The sequence below is a fragment of the Fibrella rubiginis genome, assembly GCF_017353185.1.
GTDB lineage: Bacteria > Bacteroidota > Bacteroidia > Cytophagales > Spirosomataceae > Fibrella > Fibrella rubiginis.
The window spans coordinates 130,225-152,511 of record NZ_JAFMYV010000013.1 but is presented as its reverse complement, the minus strand read 5'-3'; the positions used below and the strand labels follow the sequence as shown (position 1 = coordinate 152,511).

The window sequence follows — 22,287 nt, the reverse complement described above, 5'->3', positions numbered from 1 at the left end:
ATCAGGGGCGCAGTGCGTTGAAAAATGGGGCGAAATCACCCGTGGCGGCTGTCTTACTAAGCAGCGTTTGCCACGCCTGATTTGTGATGAGCAGTTGATCGGTTTCGGCTTTACGCAGGTTATACAGGGCCTGCGTCAGGGCCGTCAGGTCGCCGAGGCCACCGTCGTAGAGCAGCGTTTGCTGGCGGTAGGCGCGTGCAGCCGCCCGCAACTGAACGGGGGCCTGTTCGGCCTGTTGCTGCGCCAGTTGCAGCCGCTGATCGGCCAGACTGACCTGGTTGTCAAGTTCCAGCCTCGCCTGCCGAAAATCGTCCTGCTGCTGTTGAGAGCGTATCGACTCCTGCCGAACCTGCGAGCGGATGCGGGCATAGTCGAGGATGTTGAACGTCAACCCGATGCCCAGGGCGTAGTTGAGCCGGTTGGGTGGCAACCCGCCCACGCCCCAGTTGATGTCGCCGTTGGCCCCAATCCCCGACCCTCTGGCCCAGGTGCCGCCCAGCAGCGCGACCTGAGGGCGGTAACTTTTGCGGAGCGTACTGGTGCGGGCGTCAGTTAGCCGGATAGCCTGTTGCAACAGACCAAGTTGCGGGTGCAGCGTCGCGCTTGAGTCGAGATAAACAGAGCTGGGTAGCCGGGTGATGTATGCCGAGTCGAGTTGCCAGTTCTGCGCCGACGTACCCAAGAGGGTAGCCAATTGGGTACGTAGCCGGGCCTCCCGATCCTGTGCGGCAAACAGGGCCAATTTGGCTTTAGCCACTTCGGCGTTGGCAAATTCGGTGTCTACGCCGGGGCGCAGGCCATTTTTGGTGAGCCGACCAACGATTTGCCCAAGCGTCGTAACCCGGTCGACATCCTGCCGTTGCACCTGCCGGTAGCGTTCGATAGCCAGCAGTTCGAGGTACGTCTGCGTCACCCGCACCTGTTGGGTGAAGGCATCATTAGCCAGATCGGCCACCGCTACGTTGACGGCCTGTTGCGCTTCGTCGAGCCGGGCCTGGTACTGCCCGAACGTAATGGGTGCCCATTCGCTGTACAGCGTAGTGATGCTGCCGAACGTACCCCGGTAGCTGGCCTCGTTGGCGAACGTACCGGTTGTCGGAATCACGGTACCGAATGGAAGCAAAATGCCCGCCGTAGCGTTGGTGGTGCCGTAGTTAAGCTGTTCACTCACTTTTAGGGAGGGGAGCCGCTGTGTACGTGTCTGGGCAACGCCTTCACGGGCAACATCGACGGCTTTTTCTTTCGCTTTCAGAGCGGGGTAATTCTGGCGGGCTAGGCGCAGAGCTTCCTGTAGGGTCAGCGGGTTGGGTTGGGCCATAGCTGCCGTGCTTAATAAGCAACCACACAGCCATAGCAGGACTCGCTGAAACGAAGCCTCTCCCAACCGCCAACGAATAGGTTGAGCGGTCATAATCAAGAAAATACGATAGATAGAATTACTACCGACAGGCAATCGGCTTCGGGAAAGGCATAGCGTGAATCGGTCGGCGCGTGCCGATGGAGTGGACCCTGCCTGTCGCTGCGATCAGCGAAGGAGTCCTGCTAGGCCAGTACTGCGCGTGGGGGAGCTTTGTTCGGGTTAGCCCGATGAAGAGCCGCCGACCAGTGGTTCGACGGGCAAGCGTACAGCCCGGCAGTCAGTGACGCGGGTTGCAGCGAAGCAATCAGGTAGCAAACGAATTGGCCCAAGTAACCTGAGCCGAGGGGCTGAGGGGGGCGTTTCTGGTCGGTCTTACCCGCCGTAGCCGCACTCACTTTCTGTTGATCGTCAATCAGCTTTTTCTTGCAGAATCCTTTTTTAGGCTCCTGCGACTGTGACGATTGCGTGCGTTGAGCAGAGACCGCACTCACCGCCTGACACTGGAAGAACATCCCCCAGAAAGCGATAAATACTAGTTTTGCGATTGCCCTATTCAACATCATGCTACTTGCTACGTTGTCAGGTTCTAACGTTAATGCTGGTTTTATTGTTACACCTGAGTACTTTATTTTAACGATAATTAATTGACTGCTTACCAAAATCAGTTGTCCATTGGTAAATGATTGCAAGCGTTAAAAACAGGCAATATATAACGTCGTATAGAGATGCCGTAGTCCAAAGCGCCTGAGGGTCAGGGTAATTAAATTACACCTTCGTCAATTCATCGGAAATTTGCCTATAAATGCGATAGTGTGTGTCACTCCAGATTAGAATTTTCTAATCTGTAACAAATTTGGCTCTAATGCTCTAATACTGCTAAGCGACATTTGATGTACTTAACGCATCAAACGCATCGCTATGAGCACAACTCCTCAAGTTAATTTATGCCACTCACGGCGATTGACAGGAGACTATAATTCAGCCAACGAATCAGGACGTGCTAAACGAAAAAATCAGCGTCTCTTACACTGGCTCCTATGCTGGTTTTTTATTCCAAACGGCTTGTTGGTTGCGCAGCCTGCACGTCAGGACCAGGACTCGGTATTGACCTTAGCGCACGCGCTAGACATAACCGCCCAATTCTACCCATCTATCAAAAGTAAGCGCATCGAAACCGAAGCAACCAGGGCGGATTATAGTGCTCGTAAAGCTAGCTTTCTGCCCGCCGGAGCCATACAGGCACAAGCGCTATATGGCACTTCCAACAATGTACGAGGTGCTTACTTTCCGAACGAAGGAACGACTAACTCCGTATCGAGTGGCATCAAGAATAATGGTCCAACTACTGATGCCGTCTGGACCAGTCTGAGTTCACTCAATGTTAATTGGCGAGCTATCACCTTTGGGCGAAACAAAGCAGAATTAGCCCTGTTCCAGTCTGCCACCGGACGGGCCGAGGCCGATTACCGGCAGGAACTGTTCGTGCAACAGGTACGCGTAGCGGACGCTTACCTGATGGCCCTCATCATGGATCAGGCGGTACGGGTGCAGGAGGCTAATCTGAACCGGGTGCGGGCGTTTCGACGGGTCATGCAGGCTAATGCCCGCTCTGGGCTGCGTCCGGGAGTGGATAGCTCGTTGGCGGATGCCGAGCTGGCCAAAGCTCAATTGCTGTTGCTCGATAGCCGCCGGATGGCACAGCAACAGCGGGTGCAGTTGGGACAGCTTACCGGTTTGCCGACCGTGGCGATTCGATTGGATACGACCACGTTTCAGCAGGCTATACCGCCCGATTTCGCCTTTTCTGAAGCGAAACTGGCGACTCATCCCGTGCTGACCTACTACCAACGTCAAATTGATCTGGATCAGGCGCAGACGCAGGCCATTCGAAAATCGATGTTACCCGCCATTTCCCTCAATGGTTCATTCTGGGCCCGGGGGTCGGGCATCAGCGACAATTTATCACCGGAAGGTAATTTTATTTATAGCCCCTCGTTGGGGGCCGGACTGCCGTTTCGGGTTGCCAACTACTTTGTTGGAGTGAGCACTGTCTGGCGGTTTACCGACCTGGTCCGTATCCAACGGGAAACGCGGGCACAGTCGCTCCGTACGCTGGCCGATCAGGCCCGCTATGACGAACAACTCCTGACACTGCGCGGGCAGCAGCAGACGGCTGATCTTCAAATTCGGAATGCAATTGAAGCAGCCCGGCAGTCGCCTATTCAATTGGGTGCGGCTCAGGCGGCTTATGGGCAAGCTCAGGCTCGTTACGGAACTGGCCTTGCCAACATTTATGAATTCACCCAGGCTTACACACTGCTAAACCGAGCGGAAATCGATCAGGCTGTGGCAGTTAATAATGTCTGGCGGGCACTTTTACTGAAGTCTGCAGCAGAAGGCGACTTAGCCGATTTTACTAGACTGATCACCAAATAACCCCAGATTCGGATGAACAAACTCATTGCGTCTGCCCTCTCCAGGCCCGTCACTATCATGGTAGTCGTACTGGGCCTGCTGGTTTTCTCGGTGATGGCCGTGCTAAATATCCCGGTCGACATTTTTCCCAAACTGAACGCACCTACCATCTACATAGCCCAGTCGTATGGTGGCATGATGCCCTCCCAAATGGAAGGATTTATGGCCACACGCTACCAGAACCAGATGCTCTACGTATCGGGCGTCAAAGACGTAGACGTCAAGAACGTACAGGGGCTGACGCTGGTGAAGTGTTCTTTCTACGAAAATACTAACATGGCGCAGGCGGCTGGCGAGGTAGCCAACCAGGTCAGTCGGGTAATGGCCTACCTGCCCCCTGGCTCGCAACCACCCGTCGTAGTACGTTTCGATGCCTCCACGCTACCGGTAGGGCAGTTGGTGTTCAACTCCAAAACCCGGTCGCTGTCGCAGATACAGGATTTGGCTTCGACCAAGATCCGTCCGCTGCTGGCCAAGATTCCAGGCGCATCGTCTCCCCCGCCGTTTGGGGGCAACGAGCGAACCATCGTCATCAAGGTGGACCCGCAGAAGATGCAGTCCTACGCTTTGACACCCGATCAGGTAGTGCAGTCAGTCATTAAGGCTAATCAGATTTCGCCTGCTGGGACGGTGCGTCTGAAAGATTATACGTACTTAACCCCCTCTAACGCGACCATTGAGAAGGTAGATGAATTTGCTAAAATTCCTCTGAAGCTGGGAAGCGGCCCAACCGTTTTCCTAGGCGACGTAGCCACCGTATCCGACGCGGCCGACCAGACGGTGGGCTACGCCCTGGTCAATGGCAAACGGGCGGTGTATATCCCCGTCACCAAAACGGGCGACGCGTCGACCATGTCGGTGGTGAACGCCCTGAAAGGCAGGCTGGCCGAGATGCAGAGCCTGCTGCCCGACGACGTACGGCTGAGCTACGAGTTCGATCAGTCGGTGTACGTATCGAATGCCGTGAAAGGACTGATGAGCGAAGGTATCACGGGTGCCATTCTAACGGGGCTGGTTGTGCTGCTGTTCCTGCGCGACTGGCGGTCTTCGCTCATTGTGGTGCTTACCATCCCGGTAGCGGTGCTGGCAGCCGTCATGCTCCTGAACGCGGCAGGTCAGACCATCAACATCATGACCCTGTCGGGGCTGGCCCTGGCCATCGGGATTCTGGTCGATATGGCCACGGTGACGATTGAGAACATCCACCAGCACCTCGAGATGGGCAAGGCCAAGGCCCGTGCCATCTATGATGCCTGTCTGGAGATTGCTTTCCCTGAATTTTTGATTCTGATCTGTATCCTAGCCGTATTTGCCCCTTCGTTTCTGATGACGGGTATCCCTAGAGCTATGTTTTTGCCTCTGTCACTCAGTATTGGCTTCGCCATGATCGTGGCCTTTTTACTGGCCCTGACGCTGGTGCCGGTGTTGAGTAACTGGTGGATGAAGGTGCACCCCCACAGTATAGAACATGCCCCCGCCGTGCAAGCCCTGAATGATCAGGAATTAGAGCAGGTGGAGCACGACAAACGCAGTTTAGCGCATAAAAAGAAACTGACGGGTTTTGATCGTATAAGAGCCGGGTATGTCAACACGGTACGTCGACTGATGAAGCATCGAACGCTGGTCATGGGGAGCTACGTCCTGCTGACGTTCGGTCTGGCCGCTTTGCTATTTATGACTATCGGACAGGACATGCTACCCAAAAGCAATGCCCGACAGTTTCAGGTACGCGTCATTGGGCCTCAGGGATTGCGCATTGAGCGGACCGAAGACCGCGTCCGGCAAGTGCTAGCTATCATTGGAAATCTGGCTGGAAAAGACAATGTGGAAATCAGTTCTGCTTTCGTTGGCATGACGCCATCCACATACGGCACCAGCAATCTGTACGTCTTCAATGCCGGGCCGCACGAAGCGACCCTGCAAGTCGCATTGGGCGAGGGTTTTGAGGGAAATATGGATGCGTTTCGCGACAAGTTGCGGCAAGAGGTACACGATAAAGTGCCAGGCGTGAGCATATCTTACGAACCCATTGAGTTAACAGATAAAATTATGAGCCAGGGAGCCAGTACGCCCATCGAGGTGCAGGTCGGGGGCAAAAATCTGGAGGATGGACAGGCGTACGCCAAACGATTGGTGAACGGACTGAAAGAAATCCCTTATCTGCGCGATATTCGCATCAAGCAACCCCTGAACTACCCCACGCTCGATATCCAGATCAACCGCGAGCGGGCCGCGCAGTTTGGCCTGACCGCTGACGATGTGGCCAAAAGTCTCGTGGCGGCTACCTCATCGAGCCGCTTCACGGCCAAAAATCTCTGGCTCGACCAGAAAAGCGGCTATGCATATCAGGTGCAGGTACAACTGCCCGAATACGAAATGGGGTCGCCCGAAGACATGGAAGCCATTCCGCTGGTGAAGGGGCAACTCCGACCAACGCTCGGCGACGTAGCGACCATCCGGCGCACAACAGTACCAGGCGAGTTCGACCGCTCAGGCCCGCGTCGGCTGGTGACGGTATCGGCCAACATTTTTCGCAATGACCTGGGTACTGCTTCCCGCGATGTACAGCAGGTCATTGCTGGACTGGGTACGCCCCCCAAAGGCACGACGGTTGAACTGCTGGGCATGGCCCAATTGCTTACCGAAACGCTGGGAAGTTTGCAGACAGGGCTGGGGCTGGCCGTCGTGGTTATTCTGCTGGTACTGACGGCCAACTTCCAGTCGTTCAAGGTGGCCTTCGTGGTGCTTTCGACAGTGCCAGCCGTACTGGCCGGGTCGTTGGGGCTGCTTGTTCTGACGGGCAGTACACTCAACCTGCAATCCTACATGGGCATCATCATGTCGGTGGGAGTATCGGTCGCCAACGCGATTCTGCTAATCACCAACGCCGAACAGTTGCGGCTGGAATACGACGACGCGGGCAAAGCCGCCCTGACGGCAGGAGGGATGCGACTCCGGCCTATTCTGATGACGACCATTGCCATGATCGTGGGCATGATTCCGATGGCCCTGGGTATCGGCGAAGCGGGCGATCAGTCGGCACCACTGGGCCGGGCGGTCATCGGCGGCCTGTTCTTCTCGGCCATTGCGGCCCTGTTGGTCTTACCAGTCATCTTCGCCACGGTGCAGTCTAAAACGACCATCAAGTCGCCCTCGCTTAACCCCGAAGACCCCGAAAGTGAATACTATGACGGCGTAAATCCGCTTAAAAAGGAACTGTTAACAACCAACCCGAACTAATAACCTGCCCAACGCCCGGCTCCTGCCACTGCCGCCAAACCGGTCCCCGACGGCAGTACACCCAGGAGTCGGGCGGGCACCAACTTTCTCCCTATCATGAAAATTCTGCTGTATAGTCTCCTGATTTTGGGTAGCGGGGGTCTGCTATTACCCGCTTGTTCGTCAGAGAAGCACAACAAGAAAGAACCGGCTACTGCCGAGGTACGGGATGCGTCCTATGAGACGGTACCCGTCGTTGCGGAGCAGCGGAGCAAGTCACTCCAACTGCCGGGTGAGTTCCTGCCCCGCTACGATGTGGCGCTGTATGCTAAGGTGAATGGGTTCATCAAAACACTCGGCGTGGATGTGGGTGACCGGGTTCGGCGCGGACAAGTGCTGGCTGTCATGGAAGCTCCGGAACTGGATGCCGACTTGAACCGGGCCTTAGCTGACCAACAGGCCGCTCAGGGGCAAATGGCCGTTAGCAAGATCACGTACCATCGGATCGTGCAAACTTCTAAAACGGCGGGGGCCGTTGCTCCGCAGGAAATTGATTTGGCAAAAGGCAAAATGATGGCTGATAGTTCAGCCTTGATCAGCAAAAGCCAGCTCGTATCGGCCGCTCGCCAGATGAAGCAGTATTTAGTCCTGACGGCCCCCTTCGACGGGGTGGTCACGGATCGGATCTTGAGTCCGGGGGCTTTTGTGGGGCCGGGTCAGAAAGACCCTCAGCCGGTGCTTAAGCTCAAACAAGTGGGCTGGTTACGGTTGCAGGTGACGGTCCCCGAAGTCTACGCCGGGCAACTGCGGCAGCACACGCCCGTCACGTTTTCGGTTAACGCCTTTCCGGGGGAGACGTTCCGGGGGCAGGTGAATCGTATTTCGTACAACGTCGAACGGGCGGTGCGGGCTGAACTGATTGAGATAGAAGTAAACAACGGCAGCATGAAACTGATGCCGGGCATGTACGCCAGTGTTGGCTTTCCGGTGCAACGGCGCGACAAAAGTCTTTACGTACCCAAGACCGCCGTAGTGACATCGATGGAAGGCACCTATGTCATTGCCGTGCAGGGCGGCAAAACACACTATATACCAGTACAGACGGGTAACGAATCCGACGACCGTGTGGAGGTGATTGGAAAACTTAAACCCAATGATCTGGTGCTGGCCAGTGCCTCCGACGATATTCGGGATAATATAGCTATTCGAACGACAACGATTAAACCCACTGAGAAGGTGGTTGCTCGATAGATGCCCGTCAAGTGTCGCGAAATTCAGTTAACATAATCCGAAATAGTAATCAACAAACGCCCATGCGACCCAAATACTGATTGCCGTTGCTGATAGCCCGTATGCGTCCCAGGTTGCCCGACAGGGCTTTGCGCTTGCACGGGAACTGGAAGATATCGTCTGCTTATTCTGCGTTGTGGACGACGCAGGCGTAATCGGTGAGGGCCCTTACACCACGCAGGAAGTCCGACAGTCGATGTTTGAAAGTGCTGAAAAAACTCTGCTGAAAATACAAGACGAAGCGAGTGATGTCGAATGTCAGACCATACTGCTGCCAGGTGATCCTGTTCAAACCTTGGGACGTATCTGTGAGCAGCAGCAACCCAGCTATGTGGTCATTGGCGCGCATAGGCACGAGGGGTTTGTTCACCGACTAACAAGTCGGATCGCCGAGCATTTAATCGATACATTGCCCTGTCCACTAATACTCGTACCCTCCTAAAGGGGGATCAGACTGCTTTTTGGAATAGAAGTGTGTTGAGCATCAGGATTTTTATCTATGCGACAGTCCCTTCGTTCTCTGTGTACAACAGCCCTTTGGCTTGGCGGTTGGTTGGCTACTAGCTCATGTGGATTTGGACAATCGACGTTGAAAGCATTGCTGGCAGCCGTCGATCTAAACAACGTCTACATCAAAGCTGGGCGTCGCTGCTTAGATTCCTGCCGGACGGTGAAGGTAGGCATTCAACAGGCACCATCGACTTTGTTGATTAGACAAAACCGCCGACTACTCGAACAGGAGTTTACTGTGCTACGTCAGAAGATTCACCGGCAAGTTAGTCTAACGTGTATCGACTTGATTTACCAAAGAAAGCGGGAGCGGGAATTAATGTGTCGGCAAGGTCAAACCCGTCAGCTTGCTCATGATTTAGTATTACGGAGCTTGACTAAAAATGAGGATTTGTACTCGGCAGCGTTGAGCAGTTTTGTCCGGGAAACAGCCGTTAAGCTTTTGCAGAAGCAGGCCTTAATCGATCAGCACCGAAGTATGTTAGTCATGCTTACGGGCAATCAGAATGTCGCTTTTACGGATACGATTTATCCACCCATTCTCAGCAAGAAAATGCGGTTAAAGCACGCAAAGCATTTGGGCCGCTTCGATGCTGAATATGGTGGTTGGTGGAGTCGATTTGTGCTACTACGACAACTGATGGATGTCGACTCAACTGCTATTGAAAGAACAAAATCTTTTCGGGTACTGTACCGGGAATTCAAAAACGGTCAGTACACAACCGGCGAATTCATGTCTCAGTTAGTAAACCGGTATCGATTGATCGACGCTCAGATGCGAACGGAGCGTGACCTGTATGTGGCCGCTATTCATTTGATGTCGTACACGAAAGAAATAGCTCGTTAATGTCGATTATGCAATGTTAATGGTCAAAGAGCAGATTCTTTACAGGAACTATACTATTTGTCAACGTTATGAAAACGCTTGAAACAGCATTTAAATAAATAAGATGGCTAACCCATATGTTCATCGTCCTAAATACATTTCTTGTTTTGGGGTGCTCACAACGGTCAGTGCAACTCATACATTCAGCCGATGAGTTGCCCGATCAAGTGGGGCAAGTTGGGTACGTACAGTTTGGGGAAAGCCATGCTTGCACCAGGTGGTGGTAGTCAGCCGAGTCGGGCATAAACAAGCGGTAGCGGCTTCGCTGGTATAGGGGTATTATAATACTCCCCAAAAACTGGACAGGTAGGATAACTTGAAACAATTAACTTCATTCCTACAAAATGTCCAACAATGGCCAACCCCGTTCGGCGCATTCACGATGCCCACTTCAAAACCAAGGTCGTTCTCGAAGCTTTAAAAGGACAAAAGACGCTCGCCCAACTCAGCAGCGAATTTGGCATTCACGCCCAGATGATTACCGATTGGAAACGACAGGCGCTGGATGGTCTACCCTCCCTTTTCGAGACGACACCCAGCAAGCAAACACTATCAGTCGAGCAACGCGAGCAAATCGAATCTCCTTTGTTTCAACAGATTGGACAGCTAAAAGTCGAAAACGACTACCTCAAAAAAAAATTACGGACGAGTTAAGTGCCGATCTGCGTTTGCTGATCGACCCAACCTATACCCATCTGTCGGTCAACCAACAGTGTGGTTTACTGGGGCTGGCCCGCTCGACATACTACTATCAGCCGGTGGGTGAATCCGCTCAAAATCTGGCTCTGATGGAGCGGATTGATAAGCTCTTTATGGCTCGGCCCGAGTTGGGTGTGGAGAGAATGTGTCAGGAACTGACCAATTCTGAGCAGCCCGTCAATGTCAAGCGGGTACGCCGACTGATGCGGTTGATGGGTCTGGAGGCCGTTGGCCCTAAACCCAACCTCTCCAAGCCCCACCCCGGCCACACGATCTACCCCTATCTGCTGCGCGGGGTGGTGATTGAACGGCCCAATCAGGTTTGGTCCACGGACATTACTTACGTGCCGATGGCCAATGGGTTCTTGTATCTGTGTGCAATTATTGACTGGTTCAGCCGCTTCATTTTGAGTTGGCGGTTGAGTAATACGCTGTTAGCGGATTTTTGTGTCGATGCGCTGGAAGAGTCGTTGAGCAAGTGGGGCAAACCCGAAATCTTTAACACTGACCAGGGAAGCCAATTCACCAGCCACGATTTTCTTAAGCCACTGATAGGCAATGAAATAAGGATAAGCATGGATTCTAAAGGCCGAGCTTTAGATAATATTTTCATTGAGCGGTTTTGGCGCACGATCAAACACGAACATCTTTACTTGACGGCTTACGCGGATGGTCGTAGTTTGCATCAGGGGTTGGGTACGTATTTTCAGTTCTACAACCAGGAACGCAAACATCAATCGTTAGGCTACCAGACGCCTGCGGAGTGGTACGAAAGGGGGAAGGAAAGCGGAAAAGTACAACTTCTACCCCCGCTACCAGCAAGCTTAATTTAGCCTAAAACCTGTCCAGTATTTAGGGAGTAGTATATATCATACCAATCACAACGAGCTATATCAGCTTTACCGAGATAAGTTTCATGAAGTATTGCGTATTGGACCGAAGATTATCTATTGAATTGACAAATGGACCGGTGACTCACGTTGGATGAGCTACTATTTCAGCCTAACTCCAAACGGTGACATCTACGACCTGAGTTGGCGGACCACTATGGAGATTTTTTAGGGACGACGAGCGTATGCAACAGCTGTTAACCCAAATGCGTAACCAGCAACTGCTTCATATGGACAGTAGGGGGTCTTATGGCTTAGCTAACGCCTATTCATTTTGCCACTGCCAAGACACGGTCAGGCGATAACGCTCCATATTCATTTAGCTATTAGATTATGAACAATGCACAGACTGATGAGTCAATAATTTATTCGGATTTCGTCCGGCGTGTGTGCGTCGTCGTAGGCATCACGCTGGCTTTTTTACTAATACTTGGGCTACTGGGCGCGGTTATCGATATCCTGATGCTGGTCTTAGCTGCCGTATTGATTGCGTTGCCCCTGCGGGCGGGAGCGCGTTGGCTAAGCCGGAAGACTAACTGGAAAGAAGGCATTTGCTTAACGGTGGTGTCGCTGTTCACGCTGGCTTTGCTGGCAAGCCTGATCTGGGCGTTGTCTTCATCCATTAGTGGCCAAATGAATGGCCTGACAGAGCAGCTACCCGGCGCAATCAAACAAGCCCGCGACAGGCTTACCGGTTCGGAGTGGGGGCAGCGGCTTGTTGACGCTGTACCCTCGATGGCTAAATTAGTTGAGGGACGTAGTCGGTCGCTGAGCCGGGTATTCGGTGCCGTATCTTCCACCGTTGGCATACTGGCCGACGTGTACGTGATCTTTTTTCTGGCGGCTTTTCTGGCGGCTCAACCTAATCTGTACTGGGAAGGAATACTTTTGCTCATACCCAAATCAGGACGGGAGCGGGTAAGGAAACACTCGATAAAGTAGGGGAGACCCTGTTGAACTGGTTGATTGGTAAGCTCTTCTCGATGATAGTGGTCGGCGTACTAAGTTTTCTGGGGCTGTGGCTGCTGGGTGTAAAACTGGCCGCAGCACTGGCTCTCTTTGCCGGTCTGATTACGTTTATTCCAAATTTTGGTCCCATTCTGGCCCTGGTTCCAGCGGTTTTGTTTGCCTTCTCTGACGGGCCGCAGCAGGTGCTTTATGTGGTATTGCTGTATACTGGTATTCAGTTAATAGAGAGCAATCTGCTGACTCCGCTGGTGCAGAACAAAATGATTTCGATGCCGCCCGCGTTAGTGCTGATTTCGCAGCTAATTATGGGGGTTTTTGTGGGAGGCATTGGCCTTATTTTGGCTACCCCAGTCATGGCAGTTGTGCTCATACTGGTGAAGATGCTGTACGTACAGGATGTATTGGATGACAAATCAGTAAAAGTCTGAGCAGCCCAGGTACCTTTACCGGGCTGCTCAGACTTTGTCATCTACCTCAAGGGCTTACCTGACATATCAAACATCAGGTCCTTACCGTCCACCTCGGCTTCGTATTTCTTGTTACCGTTGGCATCCACGATCTCGGCGGCCTCCTTAATCTTCTTTCCTGGCATCTTCTTGGCTACGTAGTCGCGAACGGAAGCAGGCAATGTGCTAACTGGAATTTCGGTTTCGGTTTCCTTCACCATTCCTTTAGCATCAAGCACCACCGACATTGACTTGCCGTTGTGTTTGAAGCCCGCTTCATAATCGCCGTTCTCTTTATCAAACTTCACGTTCTTCACGGTCGGGTACAGCCGGGCGATGGTCGCTTTCACAGCGGCTGGCGTTTCGTCGGCCAAGCCAACAACACGTGCGGTGGTGAGAGCAGGACGGGCATTAGTCGGTAGAGCGACCGAGAGCGCGAACCCACTCAGCAGGCCCGCAAACAGGATGGTTTTCATATGCTTGGTTGGTTAGTTGATTGCTTAACCGACTCAAACCTACCACACGATTCTGAAGAGATTTTGAGGTTACTGCTCATTAACTATAACTTAGTGCTGCGTTTGGTAGTGGGCTGGGTTGACAGCCAATTCCAGAATGTAGTAAAAAACATCTTCGCGGATACCACACTAACTAAGTATTGGGTGGTGATACGTGGTAAATCGTGAATTATTCAGAATATTTATACGCACTCGTTTTTAAATCTATCTTACCGACATCATGACAACGAACGGTCAAACTAACGACAAGTTCTTTTTGGAGCAACTTAAGTCTGTTAAATCAGACTCTGGGGAATATTACAAAAATATAGGTTTTATTGGTAAAGGTGGAAACGGAGTTGCCTATGTAGTACTTTGTACAAGTGGTGCTTTACGAGGACAAATATTCGTTTTGAAGGTTCTCTATAAAATATCATCTGCTGAAAGGATTCAGCGGTTTTGGGATGAGGTCGCCTTCTTGGAAGATCAAAGTAATCCATCTATTATGAGATTTTTTGATAAGGGAACCTTCGCTGGTAGACCATTCATGATAACAAGTTACCTGCCAAATACGTTAGCTGATGAGTTAAAAAAGGGAATTACATTGGGTAATGCGCTCCTATATACTACCCAACTACTCTCCGCACTGAATTTTCTACATCAGAAGCAGGTGGTTCATAGAGATATAAAACCGCAGAATATATTCATCAATAACACACGTGCAATACTTGGTGACTTTGGTTTGATAAAGCATGTGGGGGATGAGGGCATCGTTCAAGATGACGTGGATTATATGAATGAAAGTTCAGCAATAGGTGGTAGTGAATTACAAGGTTACGTTGCTATGCCTTTCTTTTACCGTACCCCAGAATTAGTTGCCTACGCAAATAGAGAAACAAATTTGACAACGGCGTCCGATATCTTTCAATTAGGATTAGTAATTGCTGAAATGTTTTGCGGTAAAAACCCCCTACAAAGGGCAAATAATATTAAGGATCCGGTTGTGCTGAATCCAATAGGGAAAATTAACGGCAAGTTCGGGGCCAGGATTGTTAGAATATTAGAAGGCATGCTAAAATATAATCCCACTGAAAGACCATCTGTGAGCAAATTGTTAGACGATTTTACTGGACTTTACGGCGATTACGCGCGAGACAAATTCAGCCTCGATGGTTCTATTTTCTAAAACATGAAAGTTGGGCAAAGTAGACTTATTGCAATCTATCGCCACACCAACACCAGTAACCCCAGCAGTATAAGCCCTCCGCCGACGAATAATTTTGGCGTTACTGGCTCGCGCAGCAGCGTGATAGATAACAGGATGGTGATAATGATGCTCCCTTTATCGATTAGGGCAACATCGGATACACGGCCAATCTGGATCGCCTTGTAGTAGAAGATCCACGAGAGGGAGGTCGTCAGGCCCGATACGGCCAAAAAACCCACCGTGCGAGCGTTTAGCTGACCTACCTCCCGGACGTTCTGGAAAACGACGAAGTTGAGCAGCACCAGCCCGAAGACGACCGTCGTCCGCACGGCCAGCCCCAGATTAGCACTAATGTCTTTTAGGCCCAGCTTGGCGATTACCGAAGTTAGCCCGGCGAAGAGCATAGAAATCAGGCTGTAGAGTACCCACGTTGGCATGTGTCTGTCAGGTTGGAAATGAAACAGTAAAGGTGTGCAGCCTTCCCCGTTCGTCGTACTTGTACTCGACAGTCATGCCGTAGCGTTGGGCGATCTGCTGAACCAAGGCCAACCCCAAACCAGTTGACTCCGGGCGGGCGGGGTTTTTCACAAAACGGTCGAAGAGTTGCCCCGCCGGGAAGGGGAGGGGCGGGCCAACGTTCAGCGAAACGAATTTTGCTTTCGTCAGACTCATCTTGGCAAACGTGTGGGGTAACGCGTGGGTCAGTGCGTTTATTATGAGGTTGCTAAACAGTACCTCCGCCAAATGGGGGTTCATCAACCGAACAACGTCAGGGTCAATATGAATAGCCCAGCTCAGCCCCCGGTGTTCGGCGTAGGCGGTAAAGTTGCGGTGCAGCCGGTCCAGCAATTCGCTCAGATTCACGCGTTGTTGGTCAGCAAACTGGTTGTTTTCAATCTTGGTCAACAATAGCAGACTCTTGTTGAGCTGCGTTAACCGCCGAATGGAGGCCTGCGCCTGTTCCATCAAATTGACCTGCTCTTCAGTAAGGGGTTCAGTGGTGAGCAATCGGTCTAACTGAGTCGTCATAACAGCCAGCGGTGTCTGCATCTCGTGGGCAGCGTGGTCGGTAAACTCTTTCTGCACAATGTACTGATGATGCAGGGTCAGGCTCATGTCGTTCAGTGCAACGCTTAACTGGTCGAACTCCGCGATGCTGCTTTTATCAAATGTGGTCGGAGTATGTTCATCAAGTCGGTACGCCCGTAACTGGTCGATGAGTTGGTAAAAGGGTTGCCATAACCGGCGCGACACCCAGCCATTGAGTACGGTCAGAAAAATAACCAATGCCAGAAAGGCTACGATTACACTCATCGAAAGCATCTGTGCGACTTCCTCAAACTCGCCCATCGCCTGTTTTACAACGATTAGGTACGTCTGCTTACCAACCTGAACTGTGGTCGTCAGCCGACGAACAGGTACGGGTTCATTTTCGCGCCGGTCAAACTCAGTAGAGTCCGAAAAGGTAGGGGGTACGGTGCGCCCCGATGGCAGCAACGAGATATGCGGGTTGTTCAACAGGTATTGCCCCCGGTTCAGGGGCGTTCGGGCCGTTTGAAGTTGCTGCTGAATATACCCCAAATCACTGCTGAGTTGTTCGTCGACTTCATAGCGAATGACGCGGTTAACGAGCGCATCAAAGACCCATACGCCAGTCAGCGCGACAGGGATAGCCGCTAACAACAGGTACAGCAACGTTTTGCGGAGCAGGCTCATGGCGTTGTAAATAAGTATCCGGCCCCGTAACGGGTTTTGATATAATCCGGACAACCCGCATCAATGAGTTTGCGCCGGAGGTTTTTGATGTGCGTATACAGAAAATCATGGGAATCGGCCATGTCCATGTGATCGCCCCAGACATACTCGGCTATAGCTGATTTGGTCAGTAGCCTGTTAACGTTGGCCAAGAAAAACAGCAGCAAATGATACTCTTTTTCGGTCAGGTCAAGCGGTTGATCGGTAACTGTTACCTGATGCGAGAGTGGGTCAGCGACAATTTCTCCGTAACAGATCAAGTTATTGCCCCCAAAAAAACGTCGCCGTAGTACGGACTTGATGCGCGCATTGAGTTCGGGCAGGTGAAAGGGTTTGGTGATGTAATCGTCAGACCCCAGTTCCAGGCCTATTAACTTATCGTCGAGCGAATCTTTGGCGGAAATAATAATCAGCCCGCTGCCTTTCTCAGCGGCTTTCAGTTGGCGGATTAGGTTCAGGCCGTTTCCGTCAGGCAGGCCAATGTCCACAACGACACAATCATAGTCGTAATCATTGAGGGCCATTGATGCCTTGGCGAACGTAGCAGCCGTTGTCACGACATAGCCGTCCACTTCAAGGTATTGCCTTATTGCTTGCAGCAGGCTTGGTTCATCTTCCACCAACAGGATCTTCATAGACATAGGATTTAACTAAACGTACTGCCTAATGCTGAAGCAATTCTGTACTAATTGGCTTTGAAGTAATACCGCAGCCACTTCCATATGGATTCAAGCGGATTATTCACTTCGGTACCACGTACATTGGGCAACGCTCCGATTTCCTGCCCGACTTGGTCAGGCAATCCCCGTGACTTCTGCACAGCCAGCACCTGAGCGGTGTATAAGCTCTGGTGGCCCGACATCAGGAAGCTGATGACGCATGAAACAGCTGCGTAGGGCGCAACCGTGGCGCCGAACAATTCAATCGCCAGTATGCTCGTGGCAATTGGGGTGTTAGTGGCCCCGGCCAGTACGCTCACAAACCCAATGGCGGCAAATGTGGCCCTATCTGCTCCCATTACCTCGGCGTAAACGCTACCCGCTGTAGCCCCAATGAATAGAATGGGCGTGATTACACTGCCGCTGCGACTAATGCTCAAGGTAATAATGGTAAACAGGGCCTTTAGCAAAAAAGCGTACCCAAGCACCGGAATCCCCTTAATACAGGACTCCATCAGGTTCAGGCCCAGACCGAGGTAGTCCCGGCCAAAAAGCAGGGTCAGCCCCACCAGGATCAAACCGCCGATTAACCCTTTAAGGGGTCGCCAGATTGGGATGCCGGTTGTGAAGGCGGTACTGGCCCGTACAGCCCGAATGAAAGCATAAGCGCACAGCCCAAAGAAAATACCACTCAGCAGCAGCCGAATGAAAAAGCCTTGCTCAAAGGCGGGTACGAATTGCAGTGGATAGTAGAAAAACGTGATTCCCAGGGCCGAAGAAACTTGATAGGCAGTGATGGAGGCTACAAATGCAGGCAATAGTACGTCGTAGAGAATAATGCCAGCAGCCAGCACCTCAATGCCGAACAGTGCTCCAGCGATGGGTGCGCCGAAAACGCAGGAGAATCCGGCGCAGAAACCACAAAGTACCATCTTCCGGCGGTCAACGTCGTCTACCCTAAACAGGTTTGCGAACATACTACCGATGCCTGCTCCAATTTGCGCGCAGGGACTCTCTTTACCCGCCGAGCCGCCCGTCGCCAAAATGAGCACAACGTTTACGATCTTGGTCGGTATAAGACTACCTTCAACCCGACCGTAATTTTTATTAATAGCGGCAATTAATGTATCTGTGCCCAGATGCTGTTTCAACACGAATTGACTCAGCACGTTGGCCAGAAAAAAACTTAGTGGTAATAAATAAAAGACGTGCTCGTAGCGATTACCTTCCTCAATAACGTAGTGGATAAATTTGATAAAGCTTGACGCAGCCAAACCAACTGCACAGCCGGTCAGAGTGGAGAGTAACAGCCATTTCAGGACTGTGAAAAACAGAATGATCTCTTCGTTGACGCGCATAAAAAGCCTAAGTTGACCAAGTAGTTATAGCGAGTTTTCATATATAAACAGCCATCTCTACAAACGATTCACTATGATTCGGTTGACGATTGACGTTTTGTTAAAAGCTCAATCATCTGTGTTTGAATTTGTTGCAGTTCTAACAGGCGTCTGTTTTGATAAATTAATACGTGGTCTATTTTCTTGTGTAATAACGTAATTTCTAATTCTGCCTTGAGATTAATCTTATACTCATGTTCGCTGCGTTGTCTGTCTTTGTCAGCTTGCCGGTTTTGACTCATCATGATAATAGGAGCCTGAATAGCAGCCAAACACGACAGGATGAGGTTGAGCAGTATAAAGGGATAGGGATCGAAACCTCGCTCACGAAAAGTAAAGGCATTGGTCGCCATCCACACCACCAAAAACGTAAAGAATATTCCGATGAATATCCAGCTCCCACCAAACGCAGCCACACGGTCAGCGATGTGTTCTCCAAGAGTGAGTTCGTGCTCAATTACATCCTCAATGTCAGTATTGAGAATTTCGTTGTTATTGACAGTGTCCAGAATCTCACGCTCTAACTCATTAAGTTTGCCAGCTTCGTCGGACAACAACCACTGTACGTAGCCGCTTTGAAGCGCGATCAATTGTTCTTGCCCAATATAGCCATCGGCCGATAAATTTGGATATCTTCCATGAACGTATGTTCGAAACCGTTTATCAATTGTAGACACGGGTACGGCGTACTTAATCGGAATTTGATTTCCAGAAACGCCACACACAATAAATCTGTTTTTCATGATGTTGACTATTTTTTTAGCTAGATCAGATTGTTTGCTACGATAGGGCAAAGCGGTTATTCGTCGCTGTCAAATTACCCGCCGAATAGCCGGGCCACACCAAAGGCAGCTGTAGCCGCTGCTGCACCAATCAGCATAACTTTAACAGCTCCGCTAACGGGCGGTTGCCCAGTGACTTTTGCTTTGAAATAACCGAAGATAAACAAGCAAATGAGGGTGATTCCGCTGGAATAGAGGAGGGCCTGATGCGGGTTGCCGACCAGAAAATAGGGCGTTAACGGCACTAACCCACCCACTACGTAGGCCAAGCCAATCGTCAGTGCGCTCTTTGTCGCGCGATTTGGATCTGGTTCGTCAAGTCCCAGCTCGTACTTCATCATAAAGTCTACCCATTTGGTCTTGTCTTTGGCTAGCTCGTCGGCAATGGTGGTTTGCAACGCTGGACTCAGACCCATGTCGGCAAACACTTCACGGACTTCTTCTTTCTCGCGCTCCGGCACGGCTTCAACCTCGGCAGCCTCACGCCGACGTTCGGAATCGTAGTGATCAGCCTCGGTGCGGCCCGCTAAATAGCCGCCGAGTCCCATGGCGATAGACCCCGCTACAACCTCAGCAATACCAGCCGTCACGACGAGCGACGAACTGGCAACGGCTCCGCTCAGGCCTGCTGCCAGCGCAAATGGTACCGTTAATCCATCCGACATACCAATGACAATGTCAGAAATAAAATCTGAACTACGGAGGTGTTCCTCCCGGTGTAAATACCCAACGTCAGCCATCTTCGTAAAAAGAGAATGTATTAAAAGTGTAAGTCATGTAGTGCGTCTGAGTGCTACAGTTGCTACTAACCAACAGGTCATCGCGATGAGTCCCCCGATCCAGAACGTTTGTGGGGTAAAGCGACTACCTAACCAGCCTGCCAGCGGGTAGCCAATGGCCCACCAGGTGTGTGACCAGGCGAAATGGGCACCGTACACGCGACCCTGTTCAGCAGGTGGTATCCGCTCGGCAATAAGGAATTGGTTAGGCATCTCGGCCAAACTCTGCCCCATACCGGCTACGGCCCAAAGGATTAGTAAGCCTGTTAATGATACTTCCTGAGCGGGTAAAATAGCCAAAGATGCTATGAGCGCACCAAACAGAGCAATCATTGGCAAGCGAAACCGTTGCGTTAGCCGCGAAACGCCAAAGGCGGCCAGGGTCGCTCCAACGCCAAAGCCAGACATAACCCATCCATAGTGCTGATCATCCTGGCCCATAGTCCCTTTTACCAACCCCACCGTATTAACCAAAATCTGGGCACCCGCCAGCGCGGCTATGAATTCCATCAGTAGCGAGAACCGTATGGCCGGTTGCCTGAAAAGCCATTGCGTACCGTTGCGAATACCCTGCCAGGTTGTTGTTTGGGCTGACCCTGTCAGTAGCGGTAACCGGGTCCAGGCTGACCGGGGTAGGGTAGCGATTAAGATACCCGCCAGCAAAAATGAAATGGCATCCAACCAGAAAATTTGTTGAACCCCAAGTAGTCCTGCCAGTGCCCCGGCCAAACCTGGCCCCAAAACGCCCAATAATTGGTACGTTGCATTTGACAAAGCAATAGCCTGCTTAGAATCAGTTCCGCCGGTCACGAACTGAGGAATGGTCGCTTTATAGGCTGGCGTGAAGAATGCGTTGAAGATGTTCAGCCCGATAATCAATCCATACACATGCCACGTCTCCGTAACGAACGGAAACAAGCTAACCACGACCATTCGGCCCAGGTGAGTAACAATGAGAATGGTCCGGCGGGGGTAGCGATCTGCCCACACGCCTGCCAGCGGGGCAAACACGATAAATGCTGATACGCGCAATGTTAACGCTATAGCCAGTATAGAAGCCGCCTGTTGTTTGGCTAAGTCATAGGCTAACAGGGCGATACCGACCCACGTAAATGCATCGCCCAGCAGACTAATTGTCTCAGCAGTGTATAGCCGGGCAAACGGCTTGTTCCTTAAACTTGAAAAAGGAGTTGATACTGTCTGCATTCTGAATGGTTAAAATTAACCTTATTCCTCCTCACTGTTATTCAACTTTGAGAGCAAGCTGTATGCCCCATTCATCACGATAGGTGTCTGCTGCGGGTTCACATCGGAGGGGAGCGTAACAGCCACATAGCCGTTCTCGCGGACTCCCGTTTTTATTGATACCTGCCGAAACTGATAGGTGGCTGGGCTTCCCCGCTTTCCCTCCAGTACGTAAATCAGCGACTGCCCCCCGTAGTTGACTACTGCTGACTCTGGGAGAGCAGGTAGAGGTTGTGTCTTCACGTCAACCTGAGCCGATACGTACCCACCCGGAATGAAATCTTCAGCGTGCCCCTTGGGATGCGCCAGAACCGGGATGGTCCGGTCAGCGGCAATGGACTTGCCAATCAGAAAGATTTGGCCCCGATGAGCCAGCGTTGCGTCGCCACCCATCCCGAAGCGAATAGTTTGCCCCGTGCGAATGCGGCTGACGTCTTTCTCAAAGATGCTTAATCGAACGTGCAAATGGCTCACGTCGGTGATCTCAGCCAGCACGTCAGCCGGGTTCACGAACCGTCCATTGTTGACGGGTACGTTGGTAATGAAGCCCGACACCGGTGAGGGAATGCTGATGGTTCGCGTCAGTTGCCCCGCCGTTAGTTTGGCCGGGTTAATGCGTAGGATCGCCAGCCGTTGCGCCGTACCAGCCAGTTGCGCCTGTAGGCTTTGCCGGTTCGAGCGGGTTTGCTGGAACACCTTCAGCGCGTTGACGTTGTCGCGGCTCAACTCCTGTTGGCGGGCAAATTCGAGGTCAGCGTAGTCAAGCTTGGCTTTTGTGTCTAAGTAGTCCTGCTGTAGCTGGATGTAGTCGGGGTTTTCGAGCACGACCAGCGTTTGACCTTTGCGTACCCGCATCCCTGGCTCTAACCGAATCTGTCGAATGTACCCACCGAACGGCACCGATACGGATACCATGTTTTGCGCCGGTACGTCAACTACGCCGTTGACTTTAAGCGTGGTGCTGAGTGTCCGGGGCGTAGGTTGGCCCATCTTTATGGCCGCTACGTCATACTGCGCCTGGGTCAGGGATACCCGCACCGGGCCAGTCGCTGAGTCCCGTTTCGATCCGCTTGAATCCGCGCTTGCTGACGATTTGGCCTCTTCGGTAGGACTGTTGGTCTTATCGGAATTACAACCCGATGTCCAGCCCATGACACCTGAAAGACCCATCATTAGGTACAAGCCTCGGGTAAGTTGTTGCTTCTTATTAATCACGTGTAGGAAC

General features: G+C 51.8%; 19 protein-coding genes and 1 pseudogene. 9 read left to right on the top strand and 11 right to left on the bottom strand.

The features are described 5' to 3' along the window. Position 1: 1 nt before the first annotated feature. Positions 2–1,411: a TolC family protein gene (locus tag J2I47_RS22385; RefSeq protein ID WP_207366843.1), complete on the bottom strand. Its 1,410-nt coding sequence runs from the start codon at positions 1,409–1,411 to the stop codon at positions 2–4. A gap of 131 nt (positions 1,412–1,542) precedes the next feature. Further along, positions 1,543–1,872, bottom strand: coding sequence for a hypothetical protein (locus tag J2I47_RS22380; RefSeq protein WP_207366842.1), 330 nt, complete (start codon positions 1,870–1,872; stop codon positions 1,543–1,545). A gap of 550 nt (positions 1,873–2,422) precedes the next feature. Here J2I47_RS22380 and J2I47_RS22375 point away from each other — a divergent pair. The 8 genes and pseudogenes from J2I47_RS22375 (at position 2,423) to J2I47_RS27050 (ending at position 12,726) form a co-directional block, all read left to right on the top strand. Next, positions 2,423–3,796 (top strand): TolC family protein, encoded by a 1,374-nt coding sequence (locus J2I47_RS22375; protein ID WP_229374881.1) that lies wholly within the window; start codon positions 2,423–2,425, stop codon positions 3,794–3,796. A gap of 12 nt (positions 3,797–3,808) precedes the next feature. Beyond that, a complete protein-coding gene (locus J2I47_RS22370; protein ID WP_207366840.1) occupies positions 3,809–7,075 on the top strand; it encodes an efflux RND transporter permease subunit in 3,267 nt (1,088 codons plus the stop codon). A gap of 96 nt (positions 7,076–7,171) precedes the next feature. Further along, positions 7,172–8,305: an efflux RND transporter periplasmic adaptor subunit gene (locus J2I47_RS22365; protein WP_207366839.1), complete on the top strand. Its 1,134-nt coding sequence runs from the start codon at positions 7,172–7,174 to the stop codon at positions 8,303–8,305. 73 nt (positions 8,306–8,378) lie between these two features. Next, positions 8,379–8,786 (top strand): universal stress protein, encoded by a 408-nt coding sequence (locus J2I47_RS27055; protein WP_207366884.1) that lies wholly within the window; start codon positions 8,379–8,381, stop codon positions 8,784–8,786. 147 nt (positions 8,787–8,933) lie between these two features. Next, positions 8,934–9,701 carry a hypothetical protein gene (locus J2I47_RS22355; protein WP_207366838.1) on the top strand — a complete coding sequence of 256 codons (768 nt, stop codon included), beginning with the start codon at positions 8,934–8,936 and terminating at the stop codon, positions 9,699–9,701. 393 nt (positions 9,702–10,094) lie between these two features. Next, on the top strand, positions 10,095–10,394 hold the full coding sequence (locus J2I47_RS26900) for a transposase (protein WP_310587715.1): 300 nt from the start codon (positions 10,095–10,097) through the stop codon (positions 10,392–10,394). Beyond that, on the top strand, positions 10,292–11,272 hold the full coding sequence (locus J2I47_RS22350) for an IS3 family transposase (RefSeq protein WP_310587714.1): 981 nt from the start codon (positions 10,292–10,294) through the stop codon (positions 11,270–11,272). Before J2I47_RS26900 ends, J2I47_RS22350 begins: the two co-directional genes overlap by 103 nt. A gap of 390 nt (positions 11,273–11,662) precedes the next feature. Continuing rightward, positions 11,663–12,726: pseudogene (locus tag J2I47_RS27050) on the top strand (AI-2E family transporter). Between the two features lie 41 nt (positions 12,727–12,767). On the opposite strand, the gene J2I47_RS22340 reads toward J2I47_RS27050, so the two are convergent. Then, on the bottom strand, positions 12,768–13,220 hold the full coding sequence (locus J2I47_RS22340) for a PepSY-like domain-containing protein (RefSeq protein ID WP_207366836.1): 453 nt from the start codon (positions 13,218–13,220) through the stop codon (positions 12,768–12,770). 259 nt (positions 13,221–13,479) lie between these two features. Here J2I47_RS22340 and J2I47_RS22335 point away from each other — a divergent pair, with 259 nt between their 5' ends. Next, positions 13,480–14,424 (top strand): protein kinase domain-containing protein, encoded by a 945-nt coding sequence (locus J2I47_RS22335; protein WP_207366835.1) that lies wholly within the window; start codon positions 13,480–13,482, stop codon positions 14,422–14,424. A gap of 35 nt (positions 14,425–14,459) precedes the next feature. On the opposite strand, the gene J2I47_RS22330 is transcribed toward J2I47_RS22335, so the two are convergent. The 8 genes from J2I47_RS22330 to J2I47_RS22295 form a co-directional block, all read right to left on the bottom strand. Then, complete coding sequence (locus J2I47_RS22330) at positions 14,460–14,882, bottom strand: EamA family transporter (RefSeq protein ID WP_207366834.1); 423 nt, start codon at positions 14,880–14,882, stop codon at positions 14,460–14,462. Between the two features lie 7 nt (positions 14,883–14,889). Continuing rightward, a complete protein-coding gene (locus J2I47_RS22325) occupies positions 14,890–16,161 on the bottom strand; it encodes a sensor histidine kinase (RefSeq protein ID WP_207366833.1) in 1,272 nt (423 codons plus the stop codon). Then, the gene (locus J2I47_RS22320) at positions 16,158–16,835 is read right to left on the bottom strand and encodes a response regulator transcription factor (RefSeq protein ID WP_207366832.1); all 678 of its coding nucleotides are present in this window, start codon (positions 16,833–16,835) and stop codon (positions 16,158–16,160) included. Before J2I47_RS22320 ends, J2I47_RS22325 begins: the two co-directional genes overlap by 4 nt. A gap of 50 nt (positions 16,836–16,885) precedes the next feature. Further along, on the bottom strand, positions 16,886–18,217 hold the full coding sequence (locus J2I47_RS22315; protein WP_207366831.1) for a chloride channel protein: 1,332 nt from the start codon (positions 18,215–18,217) through the stop codon (positions 16,886–16,888). A 71-nt stretch (positions 18,218–18,288) separates the two neighbouring features. After that, a complete protein-coding gene (locus J2I47_RS22310) occupies positions 18,289–18,999 on the bottom strand; it encodes a DUF1003 domain-containing protein (RefSeq protein ID WP_207366830.1) in 711 nt (236 codons plus the stop codon). A 74-nt stretch (positions 19,000–19,073) separates the two neighbouring features. Then, the gene (locus J2I47_RS22305; protein ID WP_207366829.1) at positions 19,074–19,778 is read right to left on the bottom strand and encodes a VIT1/CCC1 transporter family protein; all 705 of its coding nucleotides are present in this window, start codon (positions 19,776–19,778) and stop codon (positions 19,074–19,076) included. A 33-nt stretch (positions 19,779–19,811) separates the two neighbouring features. Continuing rightward, on the bottom strand, positions 19,812–21,023 hold the full coding sequence (locus J2I47_RS22300) for an MFS transporter (protein WP_207366828.1): 1,212 nt from the start codon (positions 21,021–21,023) through the stop codon (positions 19,812–19,814). Positions 21,024–21,044: 21 nt separating this feature from the next. Then, positions 21,045–22,235, bottom strand: a complete 1,191-nt coding sequence (locus tag J2I47_RS22295) for an efflux RND transporter periplasmic adaptor subunit (RefSeq protein WP_207366827.1) — start codon at positions 22,233–22,235, stop codon at positions 21,045–21,047. Positions 22,236–22,287 lie beyond the last annotated feature (52 nt).